General features: G+C 71.3%; 22 protein-coding genes and 1 pseudogene. 15 read left to right on the top strand and 8 right to left on the bottom strand.

What is annotated here, in order from left to right; all coding sequences use genetic code 11:
- The first annotated feature begins 233 nt into the window (after positions 1–233).
- Both FYW95_RS14490 and FYW95_RS14485 read left to right on the top strand, forming a co-directional pair.
- The gene (locus FYW95_RS14490; protein WP_201294861.1) at positions 234–1865 is read left to right on the top strand and encodes a radical SAM protein; all 1632 of its coding nucleotides are present in this window, start codon (positions 234–236) and stop codon (positions 1863–1865) included.
- Positions 1862–2686, top strand: coding sequence for a class I SAM-dependent methyltransferase (locus tag FYW95_RS14485; protein ID WP_159943353.1), 825 nt, complete (start codon positions 1862–1864; stop codon positions 2684–2686). Before FYW95_RS14490 ends, FYW95_RS14485 begins: the two co-directional genes overlap by 4 nt.
- A gap of 80 nt (positions 2687–2766) precedes the next feature.
- Here FYW95_RS14485 and FYW95_RS14480 read toward each other — a convergent pair whose 3' ends face one another.
- Entirely contained in the window at positions 2767–3171 is a 405-nt protein-coding gene (locus tag FYW95_RS14480; RefSeq protein WP_201294860.1) for a hypothetical protein, read from the bottom strand.
- Positions 3168–3464, bottom strand: coding sequence for a DUF427 domain-containing protein (locus FYW95_RS14475; RefSeq protein ID WP_159943352.1), 297 nt, complete (start codon positions 3462–3464; stop codon positions 3168–3170). The genes FYW95_RS14480 and FYW95_RS14475 overlap by 4 nt, the downstream gene beginning before the upstream one ends.
- Positions 3465–3745: 281 nt before the next feature.
- Between FYW95_RS14475 and FYW95_RS14470 the strand changes: the two genes are divergently transcribed.
- Together FYW95_RS14470 and FYW95_RS14465 are read left to right on the top strand one after the other, a co-directional pair.
- Positions 3746–4291 carry a carboxymuconolactone decarboxylase family protein gene (locus FYW95_RS14470; RefSeq protein WP_160050421.1) on the top strand — a complete coding sequence of 182 codons (546 nt, stop codon included), beginning with the start codon at positions 3746–3748 and terminating at the stop codon, positions 4289–4291.
- 82 nt (positions 4292–4373) lie between these two features.
- Positions 4374–6152 (top strand): glycoside hydrolase family 15 protein, encoded by a 1779-nt coding sequence (locus tag FYW95_RS14465; RefSeq protein WP_159943350.1) that lies wholly within the window; start codon positions 4374–4376, stop codon positions 6150–6152.
- Between the two features lie 122 nt (positions 6153–6274).
- On the opposite strand, the gene FYW95_RS14460 is transcribed toward FYW95_RS14465, so the two are convergent.
- Genes FYW95_RS14460 through FYW95_RS14450 form a run of 3 tightly spaced genes read right to left on the bottom strand, consistent with a single transcriptional unit; the run spans position 6275 to position 8933 of the window.
- Positions 6275–7171: a cytochrome c biogenesis CcdA family protein gene (locus FYW95_RS14460; protein ID WP_160050420.1), complete on the bottom strand. Its 897-nt coding sequence runs from the start codon at positions 7169–7171 to the stop codon at positions 6275–6277.
- Positions 7168–7740: a redoxin domain-containing protein gene (locus FYW95_RS14455; protein ID WP_160050419.1), complete on the bottom strand. Its 573-nt coding sequence runs from the start codon at positions 7738–7740 to the stop codon at positions 7168–7170. The genes FYW95_RS14460 and FYW95_RS14455 overlap by 4 nt, the downstream gene beginning before the upstream one ends.
- A gap of 2 nt (positions 7741–7742) precedes the next feature.
- A complete protein-coding gene (locus tag FYW95_RS14450; RefSeq protein WP_236567859.1) occupies positions 7743–8933 on the bottom strand; it encodes a DUF3179 domain-containing protein in 1191 nt (396 codons plus the stop codon).
- A 284-nt stretch (positions 8934–9217) separates the two neighbouring features.
- On the opposite strand from FYW95_RS14450, the gene FYW95_RS28205 reads away from it, so the two are divergent.
- Positions 9218–9370 (top strand): hypothetical protein, encoded by a 153-nt coding sequence (locus FYW95_RS28205; protein ID WP_236567858.1) that lies wholly within the window; start codon positions 9218–9220, stop codon positions 9368–9370.
- A 76-nt stretch (positions 9371–9446) separates the two neighbouring features.
- On the opposite strand, the pseudogene FYW95_RS28915 reads toward FYW95_RS28205, so the two are convergent.
- Positions 9447–9836, bottom strand: a pseudogene (locus FYW95_RS28915) (cyclic nucleotide-binding domain-containing protein); the annotation flags it as partial.
- A 187-nt stretch (positions 9837–10023) separates the two neighbouring features.
- Between FYW95_RS28915 and FYW95_RS14440 the strand changes: the two are divergent.
- Both FYW95_RS14440 and FYW95_RS14435 read left to right on the top strand, forming a co-directional pair.
- Positions 10024–10470: a hypothetical protein gene (locus FYW95_RS14440; protein ID WP_160050417.1), complete on the top strand. Its 447-nt coding sequence runs from the start codon at positions 10024–10026 to the stop codon at positions 10468–10470.
- A 142-nt stretch (positions 10471–10612) separates the two neighbouring features.
- Positions 10613–11977, top strand: a complete 1365-nt coding sequence (locus FYW95_RS14435; protein ID WP_160050416.1) for a dihydrolipoyl dehydrogenase family protein — start codon at positions 10613–10615, stop codon at positions 11975–11977.
- A gap of 76 nt (positions 11978–12053) precedes the next feature.
- On the opposite strand, the gene FYW95_RS14430 is transcribed toward FYW95_RS14435, so the two are convergent.
- Entirely contained in the window at positions 12054–12251 is a 198-nt protein-coding gene (locus FYW95_RS14430; RefSeq protein WP_159943344.1) for a hypothetical protein, read from the bottom strand.
- A 581-nt stretch (positions 12252–12832) separates the two neighbouring features.
- On the opposite strand from FYW95_RS14430, the gene FYW95_RS14425 reads away from it, so the two are divergent.
- The 3 genes from FYW95_RS14425 to FYW95_RS14415 all read left to right on the top strand — a co-directional run bounded on the left by FYW95_RS14425 (position 12833) and on the right by FYW95_RS14415 (position 14443).
- Positions 12833–13567, top strand: coding sequence for a Crp/Fnr family transcriptional regulator (locus tag FYW95_RS14425; RefSeq protein WP_305081032.1), 735 nt, complete (start codon positions 12833–12835; stop codon positions 13565–13567).
- A 134-nt stretch (positions 13568–13701) separates the two neighbouring features.
- Positions 13702–14124, top strand: a complete 423-nt coding sequence (locus FYW95_RS14420; RefSeq protein ID WP_159943343.1) for a heavy metal-responsive transcriptional regulator — start codon at positions 13702–13704, stop codon at positions 14122–14124.
- A 49-nt stretch (positions 14125–14173) separates the two neighbouring features.
- A complete protein-coding gene (locus tag FYW95_RS14415) occupies positions 14174–14443 on the top strand; it encodes a thioredoxin family protein (RefSeq protein WP_159943342.1) in 270 nt (89 codons plus the stop codon).
- 106 nt (positions 14444–14549) lie between these two features.
- On the opposite strand, the gene FYW95_RS14410 is transcribed toward FYW95_RS14415, so the two are convergent.
- Entirely contained in the window at positions 14550–14939 is a 390-nt protein-coding gene (locus FYW95_RS14410; RefSeq protein ID WP_159943341.1) for an ArsR/SmtB family transcription factor, read from the bottom strand.
- A gap of 129 nt (positions 14940–15068) precedes the next feature.
- Here FYW95_RS14410 and merA point away from each other — a divergent pair, with 129 nt between their 5' ends.
- From merA to FYW95_RS14380, 5 genes are all read left to right on the top strand, one after another.
- Positions 15069–16469 (top strand): mercury(II) reductase, encoded by a 1401-nt coding sequence (gene merA / locus FYW95_RS14405; protein WP_159943340.1) that lies wholly within the window; start codon positions 15069–15071, stop codon positions 16467–16469.
- Between the two features lie 210 nt (positions 16470–16679).
- Complete coding sequence (locus tag FYW95_RS14400; protein WP_159943339.1) at positions 16680–17888, top strand: DUF3179 domain-containing (seleno)protein; 1209 nt, start codon at positions 16680–16682, stop codon at positions 17886–17888.
- A 73-nt stretch (positions 17889–17961) separates the two neighbouring features.
- Positions 17962–18474 (top strand): DUF1440 domain-containing protein, encoded by a 513-nt coding sequence (locus tag FYW95_RS14395; RefSeq protein WP_160050415.1) that lies wholly within the window; start codon positions 17962–17964, stop codon positions 18472–18474.
- Positions 18475–19264: 790 nt separating this feature from the next.
- Positions 19265–20623 (top strand): dihydrolipoyl dehydrogenase family protein, encoded by a 1359-nt coding sequence (locus FYW95_RS14385; protein WP_159943337.1) that lies wholly within the window; start codon positions 19265–19267, stop codon positions 20621–20623.
- A 194-nt stretch (positions 20624–20817) separates the two neighbouring features.
- Positions 20818–21498, top strand: a complete 681-nt coding sequence (locus tag FYW95_RS14380) for a haloacid dehalogenase type II (RefSeq protein ID WP_160050414.1) — start codon at positions 20818–20820, stop codon at positions 21496–21498.
- The last annotated feature ends 275 nt before the right edge of the window (positions 21499–21773 follow it).

Below are 21773 nucleotides of genomic sequence, written 5' to 3'. Positions count from 1 at the left end.
CTGGCACCCGGATCCCATCCAACACACTCCTTGGCCGAGGCGGGCAACAGTGTCAGCGACACGACACCTGTTCCGCAGGCGCGCCTGTCCCGCCACGAACGGCGAGCGCGGCCGGTGCCGTCGCGCGGGTGGGAACTGTCGGCGCGCCGACACTCCTCTCCGCGGGCCCGGCGATGTGGGATGGACTGTGGTGCGTTGCGCACGAGAGCACCGACGGGGAAGGCGGGCCGCACGTGGCCGACAAAGCGAGGGACCGGGACGAGATCTTCGTCGAGTACACCAAGAGCGTCTGCCCGGTGTGCAAGGTGGTGGTCGACGCCCAGGTCAACATCCGCGACAACAAGGTCTACCTGCGCAAACGATGCAAGGACCACGGCTGGTTCGAGGCGCTGGTCTACGGGGACGCCCAGCTGTACACCGAGTCCACACGGTTCAACAAGCCGGGCACGCTGCCGCTGGCCTTCCAGACCGAGGTCAGGGACGGATGCCCCTCCGACTGCGGGCTGTGCCCCGAGCACAAGCAGCACGCCTGCCTGGGCATCATCGAGGTGAACACGGGCTGCAACCTGGACTGTCCGATCTGCTTCGCCGACTCCGGGCGCCAGCAGGAGAGAAGGGGACCGGACACCGGAGGCTACTCCATCACCCGTGAGCAGTGCGCGCTGATGCTCGACACCTTCGTCGAGGCCGAGGGCGAACCCGAGGTGGTGATGTTCTCCGGCGGCGAGCCCACCATCCACGCCGATATCCTGGACTTCGTGGACATGGCGATCGAGCGGCCCATCAAGATCGTCAACATCAACACCAACGGCATCCGCCTGGCCACCGACCCCAAGTTCGTGGACGCGCTCGCCGGGCGCAACGGGCGCAACGGCACGGCGGTCAACGTCTACCTCCAGTTCGACGGCTTCGAGGAGGCCACCCACCGCGCGATCCGCGGCACCGACCTGCGCGAGCGCAAACGGCGGGCCCTGGACAACTGCGCCGAGGCGGGCCTGACCGTCACCCTGGTCGCCGCGGTCGAACGCGACCTCAACGACCACGAACTCGGCGACATCATCGCGTTCGGCGTCGACCACCCCGCCGTGTACGCCGTCACGTTCCAGCCGGTCACCCACTCCGGCCGCCACGTGGAGTTCGACCCGCTCACCCGGCTGACCAACTCCGACGTCATGGAGATGATCACCGAGCAACGCCCCGACTGGTTCCGCCCCGGCGACTTCGTCCCCGTCCCCTGCTGCTTCCCCACCTGCCGCTCGGTGACCTACCTGCTCGTGGACCGCAAGGACGACCGCACCGACGTCATCCCCCTGCCCCGTCTGGTCGACGTGGACGACTACCTCGACTACGCCAGCAACCGCGTCCTTCCCGACCCCGAGCTACGCGCCTCCCTGGAACGGCTGTGGAGCGCCTCGGCGTTCATGAACGCCCCCACCACCATGGACGGATTGGCCGCGGCCACCGCCAACGCCGAGTGCGCCGCCTGCGGCATCGACCTTCCCGAGGCGGCCAAGGACCTGGGCGACCGGGTGTTCATGATCGTGGTCCAGGACTTCCTCGACCCCTACACCCTCAACGTCAAACAACTCATGAAGTGCTGCGTGGAGGAGATCACTCCCGACGGGCGGATCATCCCCTTCTGCGCCTACAACTCCGTGGGCTACCGCGAGCAGGTCCGCGCCCGGATGTCCGGGGTCGAGGTCGCCGACGTCGTCCCCAACTCCCGCCAGTTGGCCGACGTCACCGTGGAGTCGCCCTACGGCTCCCGCATCGCCCGCGACGGGCACCGCGAGGAGGCGGGCGAACAGCCCCCGGTCGCCCCGGACCACACCAACGTCGGACGACGCGCGGTGGAGGAGCCGTGACCGAACGACCGCTACCCGCTCCCGGACCCGACGCGGTCAAGTCCTGCTGCGCCGCCGCCTACGGCACCGACGCCGTGGCCCTGCTGCTCGGGGAGTCCTACCACCCCGGGGGCCTGGCCCTCACCCGCCGTCTCGCCGACTCCCTCGCCCCGGCCCCCGGTGCCCGGGTGCTCGACGTCGCCTCCGGTCCCGGCACCACCGCCCGGCTCCTGGCCGCCGAGTACGGCGCCCGGGTGGACGGCGTCGATCTCGGCCCCGCCACCGTGGCAACGGCCCGCGCGGTGACCGAGCGGGCGGGCCTGGCCGACCGGGTCCGCTTCCACGAGGGCGACGCCGAACGCCTGCCCTTCGCCGCCGGTACCTTCGACGCCCTGGTGTGCGAGTGCGCCCTGTGCACCTTCCCCGACAAGGAGGCCGCCGCAGCCGAGTTCGCGCGGGTGCTGAGGCCGGGCGGCCGGGTCGGGATCACCGACGTCACCGTCGCCGAGGGGGGTCTCCCCGAGGAGTTGGCGGGGATCGCGGGGTGGGTGTCCTGTATTGCCGACGCGCGCTCCGAGGAGGGGTACCGGGCTCTCCTGGAACAGGCCGGTCTGCGGGTGAGGAGGGCGGAGCGGCACGTCACGGCGATCGCGCGCATGGTCGAGCAGATCGATGCCCGTCTGCGCCTGCTGGGGATGACCGCGCCCGAACGGCTGGCCGAGGCGGGCGTGGACGCGCGGGCCCTGACCCCCTACCTGGAGGCCGCGCGCGCCGCGGTCGCCGACGGCACGGTGGGCTACTCCCTCCTCCTCGCGGACAAACCGGGGTCGGCGGGGTCCTGACGGATGCCGTGGGTCCCTTCCGGACCCACCGTGGTGGGGAGGAGCGTCCGGCCGCGGCGGGCCGGGGGCGCCTCCCCGTCTCAGGCGAAGGTCCCCAACCACGTGGTCACGGCGTAGAGCAGGGCGTAGGTGGCCATGGCGATCCCCAGGGCCGCCGTGATCCGTCCCCGGGCTCGGCGCGCCCCGTCCAACGAGCACATCCCGCGGCGGCGCAGCGACCACCACACCAGAGCGCCGAGAACGCCCAGGCCCGCCAGTCGGAACAGCCAGGCGTAGCCGTCGTAGAGGTCGGTGGCCCAGGCGAACGCCGTCGCGGCGCTCACCACTCCCAGCAGCGCCAGGACCGTCGGGCCCACGCAGCACAGCATGCCGACCAGCCCCGACGCCAGGCCGATGCGTACGGCGGACAGGGGGCCGCGTCCGGTCGGGACCGCTCCGGCGGAGTCCTCCGTCCGCTCCTCGCCTGTTGGAAGGTTCCCGCTCACCGGTGGCCGTCTCGCTCGACGCGCACGCCGGGCCAGAAGGCCACGTGCTCCTTGATCCGGCGCGCCAGCGGGCTGGGGCGCGGATAGTACCACGCCGCTCCCGGATAGGTCTGGCCGTCCACAGTGACGTCGTAGTAGTGGGCGATCCCCTTCCAGAAACACAGGGTGCGACCCGAGGACTCGGAGAAGTACTCCCGGTTCAGGGACTCGGGAGGGAAGTAGTGGTTGCCCTCGACCATGACGGTGTGCTCTGCCTCGGCCAGCACGGTGCCGCCCCATACGGCTCGAATCATCCTCGCCCCCTCTTCTTCGGACACCAGCCGTTCCCGGCCGTCGTCGACCGGAACCAGTACAGCCGCTCCCGGGCCCGGGGAGTACCGGAGTGTCAGCCACCTGACAGCGCCGTGCGGTCCGCTCCGGGCCGCCCCGTTCCACGGTTTCCCACGCCGGTCGTCAGCGGGTCTTTGACAGGGAGTGTCAGCACGGGAACAGTGCCGAACGGGTCACCTCCTCCTCATGGTTGTGTCGGGGGAGGCCTGAGAAGCCTGACCGACGAGTGACAAGGAGACGACCGATGCCGAGAATTCCGGTACACACCGTCGAGGACGCCCCCGCCGAGGCGCGCGAGGGCCTGCGGTCACTGGCCCAGAAGATGGGCAAGGTGCTGAACATCCACGGGGAGATGGCGCACGCCCCGGTCGTCCTGGCCGCCTACCAGGGAATCCAGAAGGCCATCGAGGAACACGGCACCTTCGACGCGCGCACACGCGAGGCCATCGCCCTCGCGGTGGGCGCCGCCAACGACTGCGCCTACTGCCAGTCCGCGCACACCGCCGCGGGCCGCGCCGCGGGCTGGAGCGAGCAGGAGACCGTGCGGATCCGCTCGGGCCGCGTCGACTTCGACCCGGACCTGGACGCGCTGCTCTCCGTGGCCCGCGAGATCACCTCACAGCGGGGCGAGGTCGAGGAGAGGACCTGGAAGAGCGCCCGGGAGGCGGGCTGGAGCGAGACCCAGCTCACCGAGCTGTTCACCCACGTCGCGCTCAACCTGTACACGAACTACTTCAACCACTACGCGCAGACCGAGCTGGACGTGCCCAAGGCCCCCGGCCTGGACTGAACCGGGGAGCCCACACGGCCCGCGCCCCTCCGGCCGGGGCGCGGGCCGGTTGCCGCAGGCGGGCCGGGGGTAGGCGGATCCCATGGCCGCTGTCAGCGAATACGCCCTGCTGGGGGACTGCCACAGCGCCGCCCTCGTGGCGAGGGACGGTTCGGTCGACTGGTGGTGCCCCTCCCGGTTCGACGCGCCCAGCGTGTTCACCCGCCTGCTCGACCCGGACGCGGGGCACTGGTCCATCCGGCCGGACGCCCCGTACACGGCGGCGCACCGCTACGTCGGGGACACCATGGTCGTAGAGACCGAGTTCGACACCGGCGCGGGCCTGCTGCGCCTGACCGACGCGCTGGCGCTGGGCCCCGGCGAACGCGGTCACGGCATCGGGCGCGCCTCACCGCACGTCCTGGTGCGCCAGGTCGAGGCGGTGCGCGGTGAGGTGGAGGTCCTCCTCGACCTGACCCCGCGCCCCGAGTACGGCCGCATCGTCCCGCACCTGACCCCGGCACCGCACGGTATCGAGATCGTCGGCGGTGCCGACCGGCTGCTGCTGACCGGGGACCGCCCCCTGCGGGCCGACGACGGGAACGCCACCGGGCACTTCACCCTGCGCGCGGGGGAGAGCGCCTCCTTCGCCCTGCACCACCGCCACGCCGCCGACGCCCCCGTCGCCCCGCTCGACGCACGCGCGGCCCTGCGCGAGACCGTCGCCGGATGGCGGTCGTGGACCGCTCTGCACCGGGGCTACGAGGGGTCCTACCGAGCCGAGGTGACGCGCAGCGCCCTCGTGCTCCAGGCCCTGACCTACCAGCCCACCGGCGCGGTCATCGCCGCCGCCACCACCTCGCTGCCCGAGGAGGTCGGCGGCGGGGCGAACTGGGACTACCGGTTCGGCTGGCTGCGCGACGGCGGATTCACGCTCAGGGCCCTGTGGGTGGCCGCCTGCCCCGACGAGGCCGACCGCTTCTTCGAATGGATCGCCGCCTCGGCCGGCGCCCTCGGAGACGGGCCCCCGCCGATCATGTTCGGGGCCGGCGGCGAACGCGACCTGACCGAACACACCCTGGAGCACCTGGCCGGGTACCGGGGCAGCAGGCCCGTACGCGTCGGCAACGACGCCTGGGACCAGAAACAGCTCGACGTCCTCGGCGAGGTCCTGGAGTGCGCCTGGGTACTGCGCGACCGGCTCGGCGACCTGTCGCCGACGACCGCCGCGTTCCTGTGCGGGCTCGCCGACCGCGCCGCCACCACCTGGACCGAGCCCGACGCCGGCATCTGGGAGGGCCGCGAGGGGGAACGCCACTACCTGACCTCCAAGCTGATGTGCTGGGTCGCCCTGGACCGCGCCGTCAGGCTGGCGGACCGCCTGGGGGCGTGCGCCCACACGCGGCGCTGGGAGGCCGCGCGCGAGGAGATCCGGACGCGGATCCTCACCCGCGGCTGGGACGCGTCGGTCGGAGCCTTCACCGGGGCGTTCGGCTCCGACCACCTCGACGCCGGAGTACTGCTCATACCGATCGTCGGCTTCCTGCCGGGCGACGACGAGCGGGTCGTGGCGACCCTGGAGGCGGTCGAACGGGAACTGGCCACCGGCCACCTGGTACAGCGCTGGACGGGCGCCGGGGACGAGGGCGCCTTCGTCATCTGCTCCTACTGGCTCGCCGAGGGATGGGCGCTGGCCGGGCGGGTCGACCGGGCGACGGAGGTCTTCGAGGCCACGACCGCCCACGCCAACGACGTCGGACTGCTGTCGGAGGAGATCGACCGCCGTGACGGCGCCCTCCTCGGCAACTTTCCCCAGGGGCTGTCCCACATCGGTCTGATCAACGCCGCCTGGGCCATCTCCCAGGCCCACGGGCGATCCTGACCGGGCCCTTCGGGACGCGCGCTGGACCCCGAACGGGCTGGGAAAACCGCCGCGGAGCGCACCCGCCCGCGGGTGCGCTCCGCGTGCCGTGCCGGACCCGTCGGAGGGGCCACCGCACGCCCTCAGTCGCTGGCGGAGGGAGGCGGGGCGGTCCCCGCCCTCGCGCGCCACGCACGTCGCAGCGCCGCGGCCGCGCCGCCGGTGACGAGGACGGCCAGGGCCAGGGCGACCCACCCGGGGCCGACCTCCTCCAGCAGCCGCAGGAGTTCGGCCTGCAACCGGGTGGCGGCGTCGATGACGGGGTCGGCGGTGGCGCCGCCGGAGAACACCCGCAGTTCGTACCAGCCGTAGTAGGCGACATAGCCCCCGGCCAGCACGAGCAGGGCGCCCCCGGCCCGGGTCACGTAGGGCAGGGCCCGGCGCAGGCGTGCGGCCACCGAGTCGCGGGCCAGCGCGGTGGCCACCGTGACCACCCCGACGACCAGGCCCATCCCGGCCGCGTACGCGCCGAACATCCCCAGCACCCCGAGCACGCTGGTGGAGCGCAGCGCGCTTGTGGTCAACGCCAGGAACGGGCCGATGGTGCAGGACAGGGACGCCACGGCGTAGGTGGTTCCGTAGACGGCGGCCCAGCGCAACGACCGCACCGGCCTGCCGGGAGTGGGCTTGGGCAGCAGCAGGACGATCTCGCGCCCGCTCAACAGCCACGCTCCCAGAGCGACCAGCGCCACGCCGAGAACGACCGTGACCCAGGGCAGGTACCGCTCCACCGACAGCGCCAGCGGCGTGACGAGCAACCCGAAGCCCGCGAAGACGGCGACGAATCCCGCGGTCATCGCGGCGGTCGTGCCCAGCGCGCGCCCCAGGGAACGCCACCGCCCGTGCCCGCCGTCCCCGGGCCGGTCCTCCTCCGAGGCGACCAGGAGCGCCAGGTACCCCGGGAGCAGGGCGAAGCCGCACGGGTTGAGCACGGCGAGCATGCCCGCCACCAGGGCGATCGCGTACGGGAGCTGGCTCACGAGTCGGGCCCGTCCGCGCTCAGGAGTTCCGCTTCGACGTACTCGTCCAGGTCGTCCTCGGTGAGGGTGCCCGACACCGTCAGGTGGGTTCCGTCCGCACGCACGAACGCGAACGCGGGCTGGCTGGCGACCCCGAACCCCGACCAGAGCGAACCGTCGTCGTCGACCAGGTGCCGCATCTGTCCGGTTCCGGTCTCGTCAACGAACGCGCGCATGGCCTCGACCTCGCCGCGTCCCGCCACCCCGAGGAACTCCACCCGGTCGCCGTGGCGTTCGGCTGCCTCGGCCACGCCGCCCGCCTCGGCGCGGCAGACCGTGCACCAGGGGGCCCAGAACCACAGCACCACCGGTTCGCCCTGGAGGGAGGAACCGGTGACCTCCTGCCCGTCCAGGGTCTGGGCCTGGAAGTCGAGCGCCGACGCGGCCCGCTGCCCGCCGGCCGCGCTGTCGGCGCCCTCCGAGGCCGCTCCGCCCCCGGCGTCCCCACCGGAGTCGGGGGACCCGCAGGCGGTCAGGGCGAGAAGGGCCGCCGACGCGGTCGCCAGGATCGGACGGGGAGGAAATCGCATGGTCACCTCATGATCTCTGTCTGCGGTGTGAACGCCACCCAGGCGAACCAGAAGGTATCGACGTGGTCGACGGGTGGCAGTCTCTGGCCCGTGAGTTCACCCTCCACCGCCTGGCCGAGGATGTTCCAGCGGCTCCCGGTCTGGTGATCGGTGAACCCGCCGTCGGCGGGTTCGAAGGTCAGGCGGTCCTCGCCCAGGTGGGGGCGGAAGGCTCCGGTCGCGGCGATCTCGCGCCCCTGGGCGACCTCGGAGTCGTCCAGCGCCGAGGCCACGCCGGGCTCGGCCCACACGGTCACCGGTTCACCCGCCACGTCCACGTCGACCACTCCCCGTTCGGTGAGGTGGTCCAGGGGGACGGCGAGCGCGTCCGCGCCCTCGCCCAGTCCGACGACGCGTGTCTTGGCGGGCATCCGGGCGTCGGCCTCCTCGTCCAGCAGGAAGGGCTCGCTGTCGGGGTCGTCGTAGCCCGCGTAGGGGTTGCGGCCGTAGTCCCGGGTGTGTCCGGTGTCCTGGCTGAGCACGCCTCCCTCGGGATGAGTCTCGCGCCACCGGTCCCACGGCAGCACGGTGACGCTGACGCGCTCCAGTTCGGTCCCGGTCAGGGTTCCGGCCACGGCCCGGCCCTCGATCTGGGGCCACAGCGAGTGGGTCTGGCGGTCGAACATGACCAGGTCGGAGTTGTACAGCATGCCGGACACGCCGAAGTCCAGGGTCCGGTCGCCCGCCCTTCGGTCGAAGGCCAGCGCCGAGTCGCACAGCGGGCAGTAGGTGATGGCCACCGGTACGCCGTCGACGGTGTCGTTGACGATCTCGTGCCAGATGAGGATCCGCACCGGGTAGGCCCGGTGGTCCTCGCCCAGGGAGAGGGCCAGGACCGGCTCGGCCCCCTCCAGCCAGTCCACGTCCCCGGCCGTCTCGAACCGGGGGTCGTCCAGGGCCGGGATGCCGTCGGGCGGGGGACCGCCGTCGACCAGCCGGTCCACGTCCACCAGGGGTTCGGGGAGTTCCTCGGCTCCGGGGTCGTCCAGTGCCGAGACCACGTCCTCCAACGGTCCCGTTCCCGAGGGGACGGAGCGCGTGCCCTCCTCCCCCTCGGGAGGCGGTACCCGGCATGCGGCCGCACCGAGCACCAGCACGGCCGCGACGACGGCCGCGCGTGCCATGGTCCCCGTGCGTGTCAGGGTTCGCCGCATCCTCACCAACCTGCCCCGGTCGTTTCCGGTACGGCCTCGGCCGAGGCCGTACGTCCAGCCTGCACCGTGTACGGGAAACAGGGCGTGATGTGTCAGCGGACGAACACTTCTGAGGGGGAGGCCCGCGAAGGGGCCGGTGCCCGCTCCGCGCCGTCGACCCGTTCCGTTCCGGACGCGTGGCCCGGCCGGCGAAGGTACGCACGGCGACCGTCACCCACTGTTCTTCGCGAGGCCCTCCGGGTCGAGTATCTCGATGGCGCCGTACCGCACGTGGATCAGCCCCGGTGCTCGAACTCCTGGAGGACCTTGTTCAGGGAGGGGCGGCGAACCCCCAGCGTGCCCGCGAGGGAGGCCTGCGGGATGTCGAGGACACCGCCGGTGGCCTCGACGAGCAGCTACGCTCGCTCCAACAGCCCGGTGTTGCAACGACCGGTTGAACCTACCCTGGCTTCTCTCCAGTCGCACGGCGATGCCGGCCATCCAGCGGCGGGCGAGGGCCGGATGCCGCCTCAGGAGCCGTGCGAAGTGGTCCGGAGCCACACACAGGCAGACACTCTCCTCCACCGCCCGAGCGGTGCAGGGCATGGGCGTGCGCAGCAACGACTGGATGTCCCCGTCCACGTCGCCGGGACGCAGTACGCGTAGGACCCCCTGACGCGAGCCGTTGGAGCCGGTCTCCGGTTCGAGTCGGCCGGACCGGACGATCCAGGCACCGGTGCTGGGCCCGTGGGACTCGAAGGCGGTCTCGCCGCGCCGCAGCCGTCGCGTACCCAGGCTGGCGGCCAGCGCGGAGATGTCCGACCTGCTCAGCGGGGAGGACGTGCCGCCTCCCACGTGTTGGGCGATCCACACCGCTTCCTGGGGGAGCCCCGCACCGCTGGGTGTGTGCTGCCGCTCCGGCATGGTCACCACCGCGTCCTCACCTGGTTGATGGTCACAGCGGGCGGTGTTCCCCCTGGGCACACGCGTCCACGAGGACTGTCACGTCGCTGACAGTGAGAGACCGCCGCTGGTATCCGGGCCGCCAGGGTGATGCCGAACCTGTCCTCGGGGACGTGGTCCCCGCTCTCCGTACCAGGAGGTACACCTCATGCCGTCGACCACGCGGTCCGCCTCGGACACCGGAACGAACATGGTCACCCGCGCCTGGAAGGGTGTGGTGGCCGGAATCGCGGGCGGAATCGTGTTCGGGATGCTCATGGCGATGATGGGCATGCTGACGATGATCGCCTCGATGGTGGGCAGCGACAGCGCCGTGGTCGGGGCGGTGGTCCACCTGATGATCTCGGCCTTCATCGGCCTGGTCTTCGGGCTGGTCGCCGCTCCTCTCGTCGATCGGTTCTGGGCGGTGCTGGGCGCGGGGGCCCTGTACGGGATGGTGTGGTGGGTGCTCGGCCCACTGGTCGCCATGCCGATGATGGCGGGCATGCCGCTGTTCACGGTGGACCAGACCGCGGTGATGAGTCTGATGGGCCACATCGTCTACGGGATGGTGGCCGCGGTGGCGCTGTTCTTCCTCAACCGCCGTTCCGCGTGACCCTCCTCGCCCCGGGGATGCTGTCAGCCGTCTGACACTTCCCCTGGACCCGCGACGAGGCGCAGGCGAGGGTGCGGGAGCGGGAACACCGACAAGGGGCCGTTCCAGAGGAGGAGGAACGCTGCCCGGGGAAGGCGGGAACATGGCCGAGGCGGTCGACGTCGTGGTGATCGGGATGGGACCCGGGGGTGAGGCTCTCGCCGGCACGCTCGCCTCAGCCGGGCTGAGTGTGGTCGGCGTCGAGGAGAGGCTGGTCGGCGGTGAGTGCCCCTACTGGGGTTGCGTCCCGAGCAAGATGATGATCCGCAGCGCCGGCCTGCTCGCCGAGGCCCGCAGGGTCCCCGGGATGGCCGGGGAGAGCCGGGTCCGCCCCGACTGGTCCCCGGTCGCACGGCGGATCCGGGAGGAGGCGACCACTGACTGGGACGACCGGGTCGCGGTCGACCGCTTCACCGGTCAGGGAGGGCGGTTCGTGCGCGGTCGGGGGCGCCTCGCGGGACCCGGAACCGTTGTCGTCGACGGAGAGCACACACGGGAGTTCAGGGCCTGCCGGGCGATCGTGCTGGCCACCGGAACCGAACCCGACGTGCCTCCGATCCCCGGACTGTGGGGCAGCGGCTACTGGACCAACCGTGGGGCGGTGGAGACCACCGAGGTCCCCGAGAGCCTGTGCGTACTCGGGGCGGGCGCGGTAGGAGCGGAGCTGGCCCAGGTCTTCTCCCGCTTCGGTAGCCGTGTCACCGTGGTGGAGGCGGCCGACCGCCTCCTGCCCGCGGAGGAGCCCGGGGCGGGCGATCTCGTGTCGCGCGTGTTCGAGGCCGAGGGGATCACGGTGCGCACCGGGTCCCCGGCACGGAAGGTCTCCCACGACGGCACGGGCTTCGTCCTCGATCTGGACGGTGAGCGGGTCCGGGCACGGCGTCTGCTGGTGTCCACGGGGCGTCGGACACGTCTGGAGGACCTCGGTGTGGAGACGGTGGACGTGGACTCCCGGAAGAGGTTCGTCGAGGTCGACGAGCGCATGCGCGCCGCACCGGGTGTGTGGGCGGTCGGCGACGTGACCGGTAGGGGCCAGTTCACCCACGTCTCCGTCTACCAGGCGCGGATCGCGGCGGCCGACATCCTCGGTGAGGACGTCGGCGGCGCGGAGTACCACGCACTTCCGCGCGTCACGTTCACCGATCCCGAGATCGGGTCCGTGGGGCTGACGGAGGCCCAGGCGCGTGAGCGGGGCGCTGATGTGCGCACCGCCCGTGCCGAGGTGGCCTCGTCGGCACGGGGGTGGATCCACAAGGCCGGTAACGAGGGGTTCGTCAAGCTTGTCGTCGACGCCCGGAGCGACACGCTCGTCGGGGCGACGTCGGCCGGCCCCACCGGGGGTGAGGTGCTCGGCGCTCTGACTCTGGCCGTCCACGCCAGGATCCCGGTGGAGCGACTGCGCTCGATGATCTACGCCTATCCGACCTTCCACCGTGCGATCGAGGACGCCCTCGGCGAACTGGGCTGAGGGCCCTGTTCCGCGACCGGCCGCTGACGCCCCCGTGGCCGGGTGCGGCACGGGGAGGCGGCGGGAGGGCACGGCCTCAGCCCAGGGGGAGGTACTGGTAGCCCAGCCCCAGGACGAGACCGTAGACCAGGTGTCCCATCAGGCTGCCGGGCGGGGTCATCGACCCGAAGTTGCGGGCCGCGGCACCGGGGTCTCCCTCCCGACCGCGGCGCATCGCCGGGTGGACGGCGCCCACGCTGCTCAGCATCACCAGTGCCAGGACGGTCAGGAGCACCCCCCCAGCCCAGTCCGCTCACCCACGTGGCCGCGACGCCGAACAACAGTGTGGCGTACACCCAGGCGGCGGCCAGAACCACACCGTCGGCGAGGTGGATCGCCGTTCCGGCGGCACGGGCCCGTGTGGTTCCGGGCTCGGCGACGGTACTGCCGAGCAGGTCGAGGATGTCCAGGCGCGACACCCCCATCCTGCCGCCCATGACCATGAACAGGGTGAAGGCGGCCATGGCGACGAGCCCCCAGACCACCACACCGGGCCAGGAGACGGCCCCGGGGCCGTTCCGGAGCGAACAATGGTGAACCACCTCTCGGTCCGTGTCGGCCGCGTCCTGTGAGGGGCCGATACCGGTCGTCTACCCCACGGGTGGTACCCCCCATACCGGCCCGCGGCCGCTCGGCCGTCCACCGTGCGAACGGCCGCCTCCACGGGTGTCGCCTCCCCGTCGGTGACCGACAGCCGTCGCGCGCGTCCGGGGAACGGGCATCGGGTTCTGACGTGCAGTAGCGTCGAGGGGGACAGGGTCGTGCACAACGGCGTCCGCCGCCGCGTGGCGCCTTGGAGTGAGGAACCGCCATCCCATGCCCGCTGAGATGCCGCCGACGATGAACCGCGCCCTGCACCTGCTGGGTGGTCGGGAGGACCCGCGCCTGCAACAGGCCGCGTGGGTGGCCCGCTGCGTGGGCCGCGGCGCCGCCGCCCCGCTGACCGGCGAGGACGTCTCGGCCCTGGCCTCCACCCTGCGCAGGCGCAGCGTGCCCCGCGCGGGGGTGGTGTTCGGGGCCGGGGCCGGCGGGGCGGGGGTGTGGATCGTGCGCTCGGGGCACGTGGAGCTCGTGGCCGGAGCCGGGACCAGACGGGTCGTGGTGCAGATCCTGCGGGCCGGGGACGTGGACGGCGACATCCAGCTGTTGCTGGGCATGCCCCTGCCCTACACCGGGCGCGCGGTGGAGGACGTGGAGCTGCTGGAGCTGGATCCGCAGGAGTTCGAGCGCCTGCTGGCCACCCATCCGGCCATCGCCCGGCGCTGGCTGTCCAGTGTCGCCGAGCGCCTCAACACCAGCCACATGCGGATCCTGGGTCTGCTCGGCCGGTCCCTGGCCCAGCAGACCGCCCAGTTGCTGTTGGACGAGGCCGAGACCGACGTGATCGCCCTGCCGCAGCGCACCCTGGCCGCGATGCTGGGCGTGCGGCGGCCCTCGCTGAACAAGGTGCTCAAGGAGTTCGAGCGGGAGGGGCTGGTGGCGGTGCGCTACGCGGCGATCGACCTGCTCGACCGCCCGGCCCTGGCCAGGCGGACCAGGGGACGGGGCTGACACGCCCGCGGAGCGTCTTTCCGCCGACGAGGGGCATGGACGGTGCGCCCCGGCGCGGTTGACGGCTTCCGTGGAGTGGAAAGTCCAAGGGGAGGAGGAAGTCCGGATCCGATCCGATCCATAGGGGAGGCGTGATGCGCATCGGAGAGCTGGCGCGCCGGGGTGGGGTGAACCCCGGGACCGTCCGTTACTACGAGCGGATCGGGTTGTTGCCCGCTGTGCGGCGTACGAGCGCGGGCTACCGTGTCTACGACGAAGCCGACGTCGAACGGCTGGGGTTCGTCAGGGCCGCCCAGCGGCTGGGAATGCGCCTGGACGAGATCGCCGAGGTCCTGGCGCTGCGCGACGCGGACCAGCGCCCCTGCGCCTATGTCCGCGGCGTGCTTCATGACCACGTCGCCGACATCGATCGCCGTCTCGGCGAACTCCAACGCCTGCGTGAGCAACTGTTGGACCTGGACGCCCGAGCCGACCAGTTGACCCGGGAGGCCGACGCGGCTTCCGCCTCGTGCCCTCTGATCGACCACGTCCACCGACAGGGCGGGACACACACTTGACCTTCCACCCGACTGGAAGGTCTAGCGTGCCGACCAGGAGGTGAGAACCATGGCGAAGAGCCAGGTGGAGGTGTTCACGACCGGATGCGCGGGCTGCGAGCCCGTGGTCGGGATGGTCAGGGAACTGGCCGGGCCCGGTTGCCGGGTACAGGTGCGTGACCTGCGCCAGGACCCTGAGGCGGTGACCAGGGCGGCCGAGTACGGCCTCACCGGCATCCCCGCCGTCGTGGTGGACGGCCGGGTGGCCCCCTGCTGCCGGGAACGGAGCGGCCCGACACGTGAGGGCCTGCTGGCCGCGGGGGTCGGCGGTTGTTCCTGACCGGCCCTCCGGTACGACACGAGCGGTTCGGCCGCGGCGACGAGAGCGACCGCGGCCGAACCGGGATCGGCGGGCGCGGAACGCGTGACCGTCTCCCCGCGTGAGGTCAGTGGTCGTGGGCGTCGATGCGTTCGCAGCAGGTCAGGGCGGTGCGGTTGTCGGCGGCCAGAGCGCGGGCGAGCACGACCAGGTCGGCCACCCGTGGGTCGACGACGCGGTAGTAGGCGCGTCGGCCCTGGCGGCGCGCCCGCACGTACCCGCAGTCGGCCAGGCAGGACAGGTGTGTGGAGACCCGCCCCTGGGACAGACCCACGTGCTCGACGCACTCGGTGACCGTGTGTTCGGTGCGCAGCAAGAACTCCAGCAGGCGCAGCCGGGTGGGGTCGCCCAGCGCGCGGAAGAACTTGGCGACCGTGTCCACGGCCGCGCCCTCCTCGGGCAGTAGCGCCTGTGGCCCGACCGGTTCGGGAGTGGTGGTCTCTCGTGTGCTGTCCAACGTGCTGACACGCCCTCTCCGCTTCTCCGTCGTATTCGCTCAAGCAGATACTATGCTGGCGGAATAACATCCGCAAAAGCGAATATGAGCAGGTGGCAGGGGTAGAGGGCCTGCGGAGGAGGAACGATCATGGGATTCGATCTGGCGGTCATCGGCTCAGGTGGGGCGGCTTTCGCCGCCGCCATCGCCGCGCGCCGCAAGGACCGCTCGGTGGTGATGGTCGAGCGCGGCACGGTCGGGGGAACCTGCGTCAACACCGGATGCGTGCCCTCCAAGGCGCTGCTGGCCGCGGCCGAGGCACGCCACGTCGCGCTGAGCGCGGAGCGCTTCCCCGGTGTCCGCGCGAGCGCCGAGCAGGTGGACTTCGCCGCGCTGATCGGCGGCAAACGCGCCCTGGTGGAGGGCATGCGCGCCGACAAGTACGTGGACCTGGCCAAGGAGTACGGCTGGGACATACTCACCGGACAGGCGCGGTTCGTCCAGGGGCCGGCGCTGGAGGTCGACCTGGCCGAGGGCGGCACCCAGCGCGTCGAGGCCGACCACTACGTCATCGCCACCGGCTCGGCCCCCTGGGCCCCGCCCGTCGACGGACTGGACGAGGTGGACTACCTGACCTCGACCACCGCCATGGAACTGGACCGACTGCCGGAGTCACTGCTGGTGGTGGGCGGCAACTACATCGGCCTGGAACAGGCCCAGCTCTTCGCCCGCCTGGGCACCCGCGTCACCGTGGTGGAGGCCCTGGAGCGCCTCGCACCCCACGAGGAACCCGAGGCCAGCCAGGCCATCGAGGGGATCTTCGCCGACGAGGACATCACCGTGCGCACCGGCGCCACCCTGACCCGGATCCGACGTGAGAACGGCCAGGCCGTGGCCGACCTCGGCGGACAGGAGGTGCGCGCCGAGCAGGTGCTGGTCGCCACCGGACGCCGCCCCGTCACCGAGGGCCTGAACCTCCAGGCCGTCGGTGTGGAAACCGGTGCACGCGGCGAAGCCGTGGTCGACGAGCACCTGCGTACCGCCAACCCCCGGATCTGGGCGGCCGGGGACGTGACCGGGCACCCCCAGTTCGTCTACGTCGCCGGAGCCCACGGCGCGGTGGTGGCCTCCAATGCCCTGGAGGGCGCCGACCGGGTCCTGGACTACACCCACCTGCCCAGGGTGACCTTCACCAGCCCCGCCATCGCCGGGGTCGGACTCACCGAAGCCCAGGCCGAGGGACAGGGGTTGGACTGTGAGTGCCGCGTCCTGCCGCTGGAGAACGTGCCGCGCGCGCTGGTCAACCGCGACACCCGGGGCCTGGTCAAGATCGTCGCCGAACGCGCGACCGGCCGCGTGGTCGGAGTCACCGCGGTGGCCGAGGGGGCCGGGGACGTGATCGCCGCCGCCGTCTACGCGGTGCAGGCCCAGATGACGGTGGAGCACATGGCCGAGACCTGGTGTCCGTACCTGACCATGGCCGAGGGGCTCAAGCTGGCCGCCCAGACCTTCACCCGCGACGTGGCCATGCTCTCCTGCTGCGCCTCCTGACCACCGAGAGAACGATCATCGGCTTGTCCCGGACTCCGGGGGCCACCGCGGAACTCCGAGTGAACAACGAGGAGGGAAATGGATCCCATGAAGAACAGGCGGGGGCCACGTGATCGACGACGGTGGAAGCACGCGGCGAACGCGCTACTGGCGGCAGCGGCGACCGCCCCGCCCGCCTACGTGCTGTCCGTACTGTCCACACCCCGGCTTATGGTCCGCCCACCCGGCTACGGTGAGCTGTACATGGTCTACCGCCACCGGCGAAACCTGCTCGCGGTCTCCGCCACGGCGACCCTCATTCTCGCCGCCCGGACACGCGATGGACGCGCCTCCCCGACCGCGGCCATAGCCGCGGGGTTGCTGCTGGGAGCCATGGTTGCGGTGGGGCCCCTGATCTACGACCCGTTCCTGTTCTCGCGGCGGCGTGACCGGCTCCGGCTGCGTCCGGGGTCGGAAGCGGACCGGGTCTTCGTTGACGCGGACACCGAGGTGCTGGGGCTGTTCCTGGGGGGTGAGGCCCGGGCGTACCCGGCACGGGCCCTGGCCCGCCCACACGCCGTGACGGACTCGCTGGGCGGTGAGCGGGTCACCGTCAGCTACTGCGGGCTGACCAACAGCGCTATCGCCTACCGTCACTCCGAGACCGGCTCCAGCCGAGACCTGTCCGTTGTCTCCGCCCCCAACGACAACATCCTGTACTGGGATGCGACGACGAAGAGCCTCGTGCAGCAGCTCCTCCCCGAGCGCCCCTACGGCGGGAGCCAGGGTGATCCGGTCACGGTTGTACCGGTTACCTACACCACTTGGTCGGCGTGGCACCGCCTGGTGCCAGAGTCCACCATCGCCGAACCGGTGACGATGTCACCGCGCGACCGGCTGATCACCCGTGTCATGCGAGCCGCCCATATGCGCACACGCACCGGGGAATGGCCGTTCTTACCAGTACGCGGCGGCGCGGACACCACTCTCCATCCCAAGGCCCGCGTGTTCGCCCTGCGCCAGGGAGACGACGCCCGCGCCTACACCCGCGGGTTTCTCGACCGCCACCGGGCGGTCAACGACACCGCGGGCGGGTGCCCCGTCGCGGTCCTCTACGATCCGGCCACCGACATCGCGGCGGGCCACCAGCGCCATCATGACGGACGGACGCTGACCTTCGACCCCGGCGACGCCAACCAGTTCCGCGACCGGGAGACCGGCACGGTCTGGAACGTTCTGGGCCGTGCCGTCCACGGCCCCCTGGCCGGACAACGGCTCGAACCCGTCGCCTTCTCCTTCGACAAGGTGTTCTGGTTCGGCTGGCGGTACCACCACCCAGGAACGGCGTTGCACCGCCTCACTGACGAGCGCGCCGAGCCCGAGTCCGCCCACACAGGGCCCGGTGTCGGGACGGCACCGCGGCGCTTCACCAGCGACTGACACCGGGGTCCGCCGGTCCGCCCACCCCTTCTTCACCTGTCCTGGTCCCACACGAGGAGAAAGGTAAGGAGCTATGAAGAACCTGGTAACGGAGTTGGCCAAGGACTTGGTCACCGCGCCGCTGGCCGGTTACCTGGCCTCCAGGGTGGTGGAGCCGGTCAGCATGAAGCTCTACGAGCACGAGAGCGAGGCCGACCGCGCGTGCGAGGACCAGGCACGGCCTGGCATGCCCTTTCGCATCGCTGCCGAGAAGACCACCCGTCTACTAAGACAGGATCTGAGCGAGCCACAGCTCGATAAGGCGGGCATGGCCTTCCACTACGGACTCGGCGTCTCCTGGGCACCCGTCTACGCCCTGATCCGCCGCACTACCCCTCTGGGCCCCGTCAACGCCGGTCTGGCCTCCGGTGCGGCGATGTCTCTGAGCGTCGACGAAGGGCTCACTCCGCTGCTGGGATTTTCCGCGTCCAACCGCGACTATCCCCTGGTCACCCATGCCCGGGGCTTCTTCACCCATCTGGCCTTCGGGCTGGCCACCGCCGCGGTCACCGAGACCGTCTGGTGCCTGACTCGCCGACGGCCGTGAGCGCTCGCACAACCGGCCCATGTAACCGGTCACCGAAGAAGAGAGAACGGAAGAGGGAGCGAAGGCCATGTCACCATGATCGACGGTCGGCCCAGCGGGGAACGCCTTATCGGACCCGCACCGCCTCCCAGGAGTAGCCAGACACCGTGTGGCGATCTGCTCGCCGGATGATCGAAAGGAGGTGGTGACCGTGATGGACGGCATGGGCGTGGGGATGGCCTTCATGGTGCTGTGGGCCCTGGTCGGAGTGGCGCTGCTGGTGCTCATTGTGCTGGGAATCATCTGGCTCCTGCGGCGGTAGGGGGCCGGTGCGGTTCCCTGACCGGAGTCGGCAGACCACTGACCGACACGGCAGGAGCTCGACCGGCTCCCGCACGCGCGGACCAGAAACAGCTGGTCGACAGCGGGCAATCACGCGGGGAGATCCGTTGAATCCAACACCACCAAGCGGTGTCGGCGGAGCGGTGCCGGCGCTGCTGGCCTGCTGCGGGGTGCAGCTGCTCGTGCTGGCCGCGCTGTTCGTGCCCGCGGGCTTCCTCGCCCGTCATGCCGTCATCGGCACAACGGGGTCTGTCTTCGCCACTGGCTTGGTGTGGTGGGCGGTGCGCGACCGCCGCCCACGTCTCACCCGCACCGACGACAGCCTTCCAGGCGGCAGCGGTGAGACAGGCGTCCACCACTGGACAAGGACGGTCAGCGGTCCGCCCGCCCGCGCCGCCGCGGCCGTACCGTCCACGACAGGACACGAGACACCGCACAACCTGGCCTCACAAAGGAAGGGAACGAGGGCATGTCTGTGGATTTCGACGTGATCGTCATCGGAGCCGGACCGGGAGGGGAGGCCGCCGTCTCCCGACTCGCCGAGGGAGGGCTGCGCGTGGCCCTGGTCGAGCGCGAACTGATCGGCGGGGAGTGCGCCTACTGGGCCTGCATCCCCTCCAAGACGCTGCTGCGCCCGCCCGAGGCCCGTGCCGAGGCCGCGGGCGCGGCCGGTCTGGAACGCCCGGACCTGGACTGGTCGGACCTGCGTGAGTACCGCGACTACATGATCCGCCACCTGGACGATTCCGCCCAGGTCGAAGGCTACCGCGAACAAGGCGTCACCGTCGTCAAGGGAGTGGCCCGCCTGGTCGGGCGGAACCCGTGGCGTATCGAGGTGAACGGCCAGCGGCTGAGTGCCGAGCACATCGTGGTCGCCACCGGCTCCGATGCGCTGCGCCCGCCCATCGACGGCCTGGACCAGGTGGAGGTGTGGACCAACCGGGAAGCCACCACCCTGCGGGAGATCCCCCAGCGAGCCGTCATGGTCGGTGGCAGCGCGGTCGGTGTGGAACTGGGCCAGTTCCTGGCCCGTATGGGCACCCGCGTCACCATCGTCCAGCGCGGCCCGCGCCTGCTGGACCGCGAGGAACCGCGCCTGAGCGAACTGGTCGCCGAACGGCTCGGCAAGGACGGTGTCGACCTCCGCCTGGGCCGACAGGCCACCGCCGCCCACCGCGACGGTGACCACACCGTGGTCGAACTCGACGACGGCACCCGGGTGGACACCGACGTGATCATCCTGGGCACGGGCCGCCGTCCCCGCACCGACGACCTGGGCCTGGACACCGTCGGTGTCGAGACCGACGACCGTGGCGCCCTCGGCGTCGATGAGTACTGCCGTGCCACCGAGGACGGGCTGTGGGCGCTCGGCGACGTCACCGGCATCGCGATGTTCACCCACGTGGCCCTATACCAGGCCCGTGTGGTCGCTGACACCATCCTGGGCAGATCCCGCCGCACCGACTACACCGCCGTTCCGCGGGTGGTCTTCGCCCAACCCGAGATCGCCGCCGTCGGACTGACCGCCGCACAGGCCCGCGACCAGGACCTCTGCCTGGCCACCAGCGAACTCGACATCGCCGCGTCCCTGGCCCGTCCCTGGACCTATGAGACCGACCCCCTCGGCACGCTCGGCCTGCTCGCCGACCGCGACCGCCGCCTCCTCGTCGGAGCCTGGGCCGTCGCACCGCTGGCCGGGGAGTGGATCCACCAGGCCGCTCTGGCCATCCGCGCCCAGATCCCGATCGACACCCTGCTCGACGGCATCGCCCAGTTCCCCACCTACAGCGAGGCCTACCTCAAAGCGATCGAGCGCCTTGGGTTGTGATCCGACAGACCACCGTGGCGGCACCCTCCCCCAACCACCCAACGGGCTGTCACGGCCTCTCCCGAAGCCTTTTACTGAAGGGACCTGTGGCGGTGTAGCGCGCCGCCACCCACTGGACGCACCGTGAATGCGCCCATGCGTTTCCGCCCGTGACGTTGAGGGAAGCGCGGAAAAGAGCTCTACGGGAGGTGGACATGGTCCAGGTTCCACAGGTCGTGGTCTTCGACGTGAACGAGACGCTCAGCGATCTGACCCCGCTGGGGAACAGGTTCGAGGAAGCGGGGCTGCCCGCGCACCTGATGCCCGTGTGGTTCGCGGGTGTGCTACGTGACGGCTTCGCGCTGACCGTCTCGGGAGCCTACGCCGACTTCGCGGACGTGGCCGCCGACGTGCTCCGGGACATGCTGTCCGGAGCCGACGATCGGCACAAGGATGTGGAGGCGGTGGTGCGCCATGTCCTGGACGGTTTCGGGGAGTTGCGCTGCCACCCCGACGTCGCACCGGGGATGCGGCGGCTGTGTGAGGCGGGGATCCGCCTGTTCACGCTGACCAACGGCGCTGCGGCGCTGACCGAGCGCCTACTGGAAAGCGAGGGCTTGTTGGCGTTGGTGGAACGACGGTTGGACGTGAGCGCTCCCCGGGCGTGGAAGCCCTCCCCGGCCGCGTACCAGTACGTGGCCGGGGAAGCCGGTGTGCGGCCCGAGCTGATGGCGCTGGCCGCCGTGCACCCGTGGGACGTGGACGGCGCCCAACGTGCGGGCCTGGTCGGCGCCTGGCTCAACCGAGGCGACAAGCCGTACCCTCGCGTCATGGCCGCCCCGCGGGTCCAGGCACCTTCCCTTCCGGCCCTGGCGACCGCGCTGCTCCAGGAGTAGGTCCTCCGTCCTCCGGTGCCCTCCTATTGGGCCGACGCGTCAACCGAGACCGGGGGCCGCCACACGAGTGGAAAACCCGAGAGTGAGGTGTCGCAGATTCCCGGTTCTGAACGGCCGGGGCCGCAGTGCGGGGTCCGCTGCCACGGTCAGGTGATGGTTGGACACAGCGGAGGGTTTTGTAACCGTCGTCGGCTCCACTCCGGTCTAAGCTGTACAGAACCTCGTAAGAGGTTGAGGACAAGTACCTGAGTTATCGACTCGCCGCCTGAAGTCAT

The organism is Nocardiopsis sp. FR4, from assembly GCF_009830945.1.
In the GTDB taxonomy this organism is placed as follows: domain Bacteria; phylum Actinomycetota; class Actinomycetes; order Streptosporangiales; family Streptosporangiaceae; genus Nocardiopsis.
The sequence above is the reverse complement of the archived record's forward strand: the minus strand, read 5'-3'. Positions and strand labels throughout refer to the sequence as shown.

Bases quoted from the DNA above. Each gene is read 5' to 3' on its own strand.
- FYW95_RS14475 (WP_159943352.1), bottom strand. From the start codon at position 3,464: ATGATTCGAGCCGTATGGGGCGGCACCGTGCTGGCCGAGGCAGAGCAC.
- FYW95_RS14470 (WP_160050421.1), top strand. From the start codon at position 3,746: ATGCCGAGAATTCCGGTACACACCGTCGAGGACGCCCCCGCCGAGGCG.
- FYW95_RS14465 (WP_159943350.1), top strand. From the start codon at position 4,374: ATGGCCGCTGTCAGCGAATACGCCCTGCTGGGGGACTGCCACAGCGCC.
- FYW95_RS14455 (WP_160050419.1), bottom strand. From the start codon at position 7,740: ATGCGATTTCCTCCCCGTCCGATCCTGGCGACCGCGTCGGCGGCCCTT.
- FYW95_RS14450 (WP_236567859.1), bottom strand. From the start codon at position 8,933: ATGCGGCGAACCCTGACACGCACGGGGACCATGGCACGCGCGGCCGTC.
- FYW95_RS14440 (WP_160050417.1), top strand. From the start codon at position 10,024: ATGCCGTCGACCACGCGGTCCGCCTCGGACACCGGAACGAACATGGTC.
- FYW95_RS14435 (WP_160050416.1), top strand. From the start codon at position 10,613: ATGGCCGAGGCGGTCGACGTCGTGGTGATCGGGATGGGACCCGGGGGT.
- FYW95_RS14425 (WP_305081032.1), top strand. From the start codon at position 12,833: ATGCCCGCTGAGATGCCGCCGACGATGAACCGCGCCCTGCACCTGCTG.
- FYW95_RS14420 (WP_159943343.1), top strand. From the start codon at position 13,702: ATGCGCATCGGAGAGCTGGCGCGCCGGGGTGGGGTGAACCCCGGGACC.
- FYW95_RS14415 (WP_159943342.1), top strand. From the start codon at position 14,174: ATGGCGAAGAGCCAGGTGGAGGTGTTCACGACCGGATGCGCGGGCTGC.
- merA (WP_159943340.1), top strand. From the start codon at position 15,069: ATGGGATTCGATCTGGCGGTCATCGGCTCAGGTGGGGCGGCTTTCGCC.
- FYW95_RS14400 (WP_159943339.1), top strand. From the start codon at position 16,680: ATGGTCCGCCCACCCGGCTACGGTGAGCTGTACATGGTCTACCGCCAC.
- FYW95_RS14395 (WP_160050415.1), top strand. From the start codon at position 17,962: ATGAAGAACCTGGTAACGGAGTTGGCCAAGGACTTGGTCACCGCGCCG.
- FYW95_RS14385 (WP_159943337.1), top strand. From the start codon at position 19,265: ATGTCTGTGGATTTCGACGTGATCGTCATCGGAGCCGGACCGGGAGGG.
- FYW95_RS14380 (WP_160050414.1), top strand. From the start codon at position 20,818: ATGGTCCAGGTTCCACAGGTCGTGGTCTTCGACGTGAACGAGACGCTC.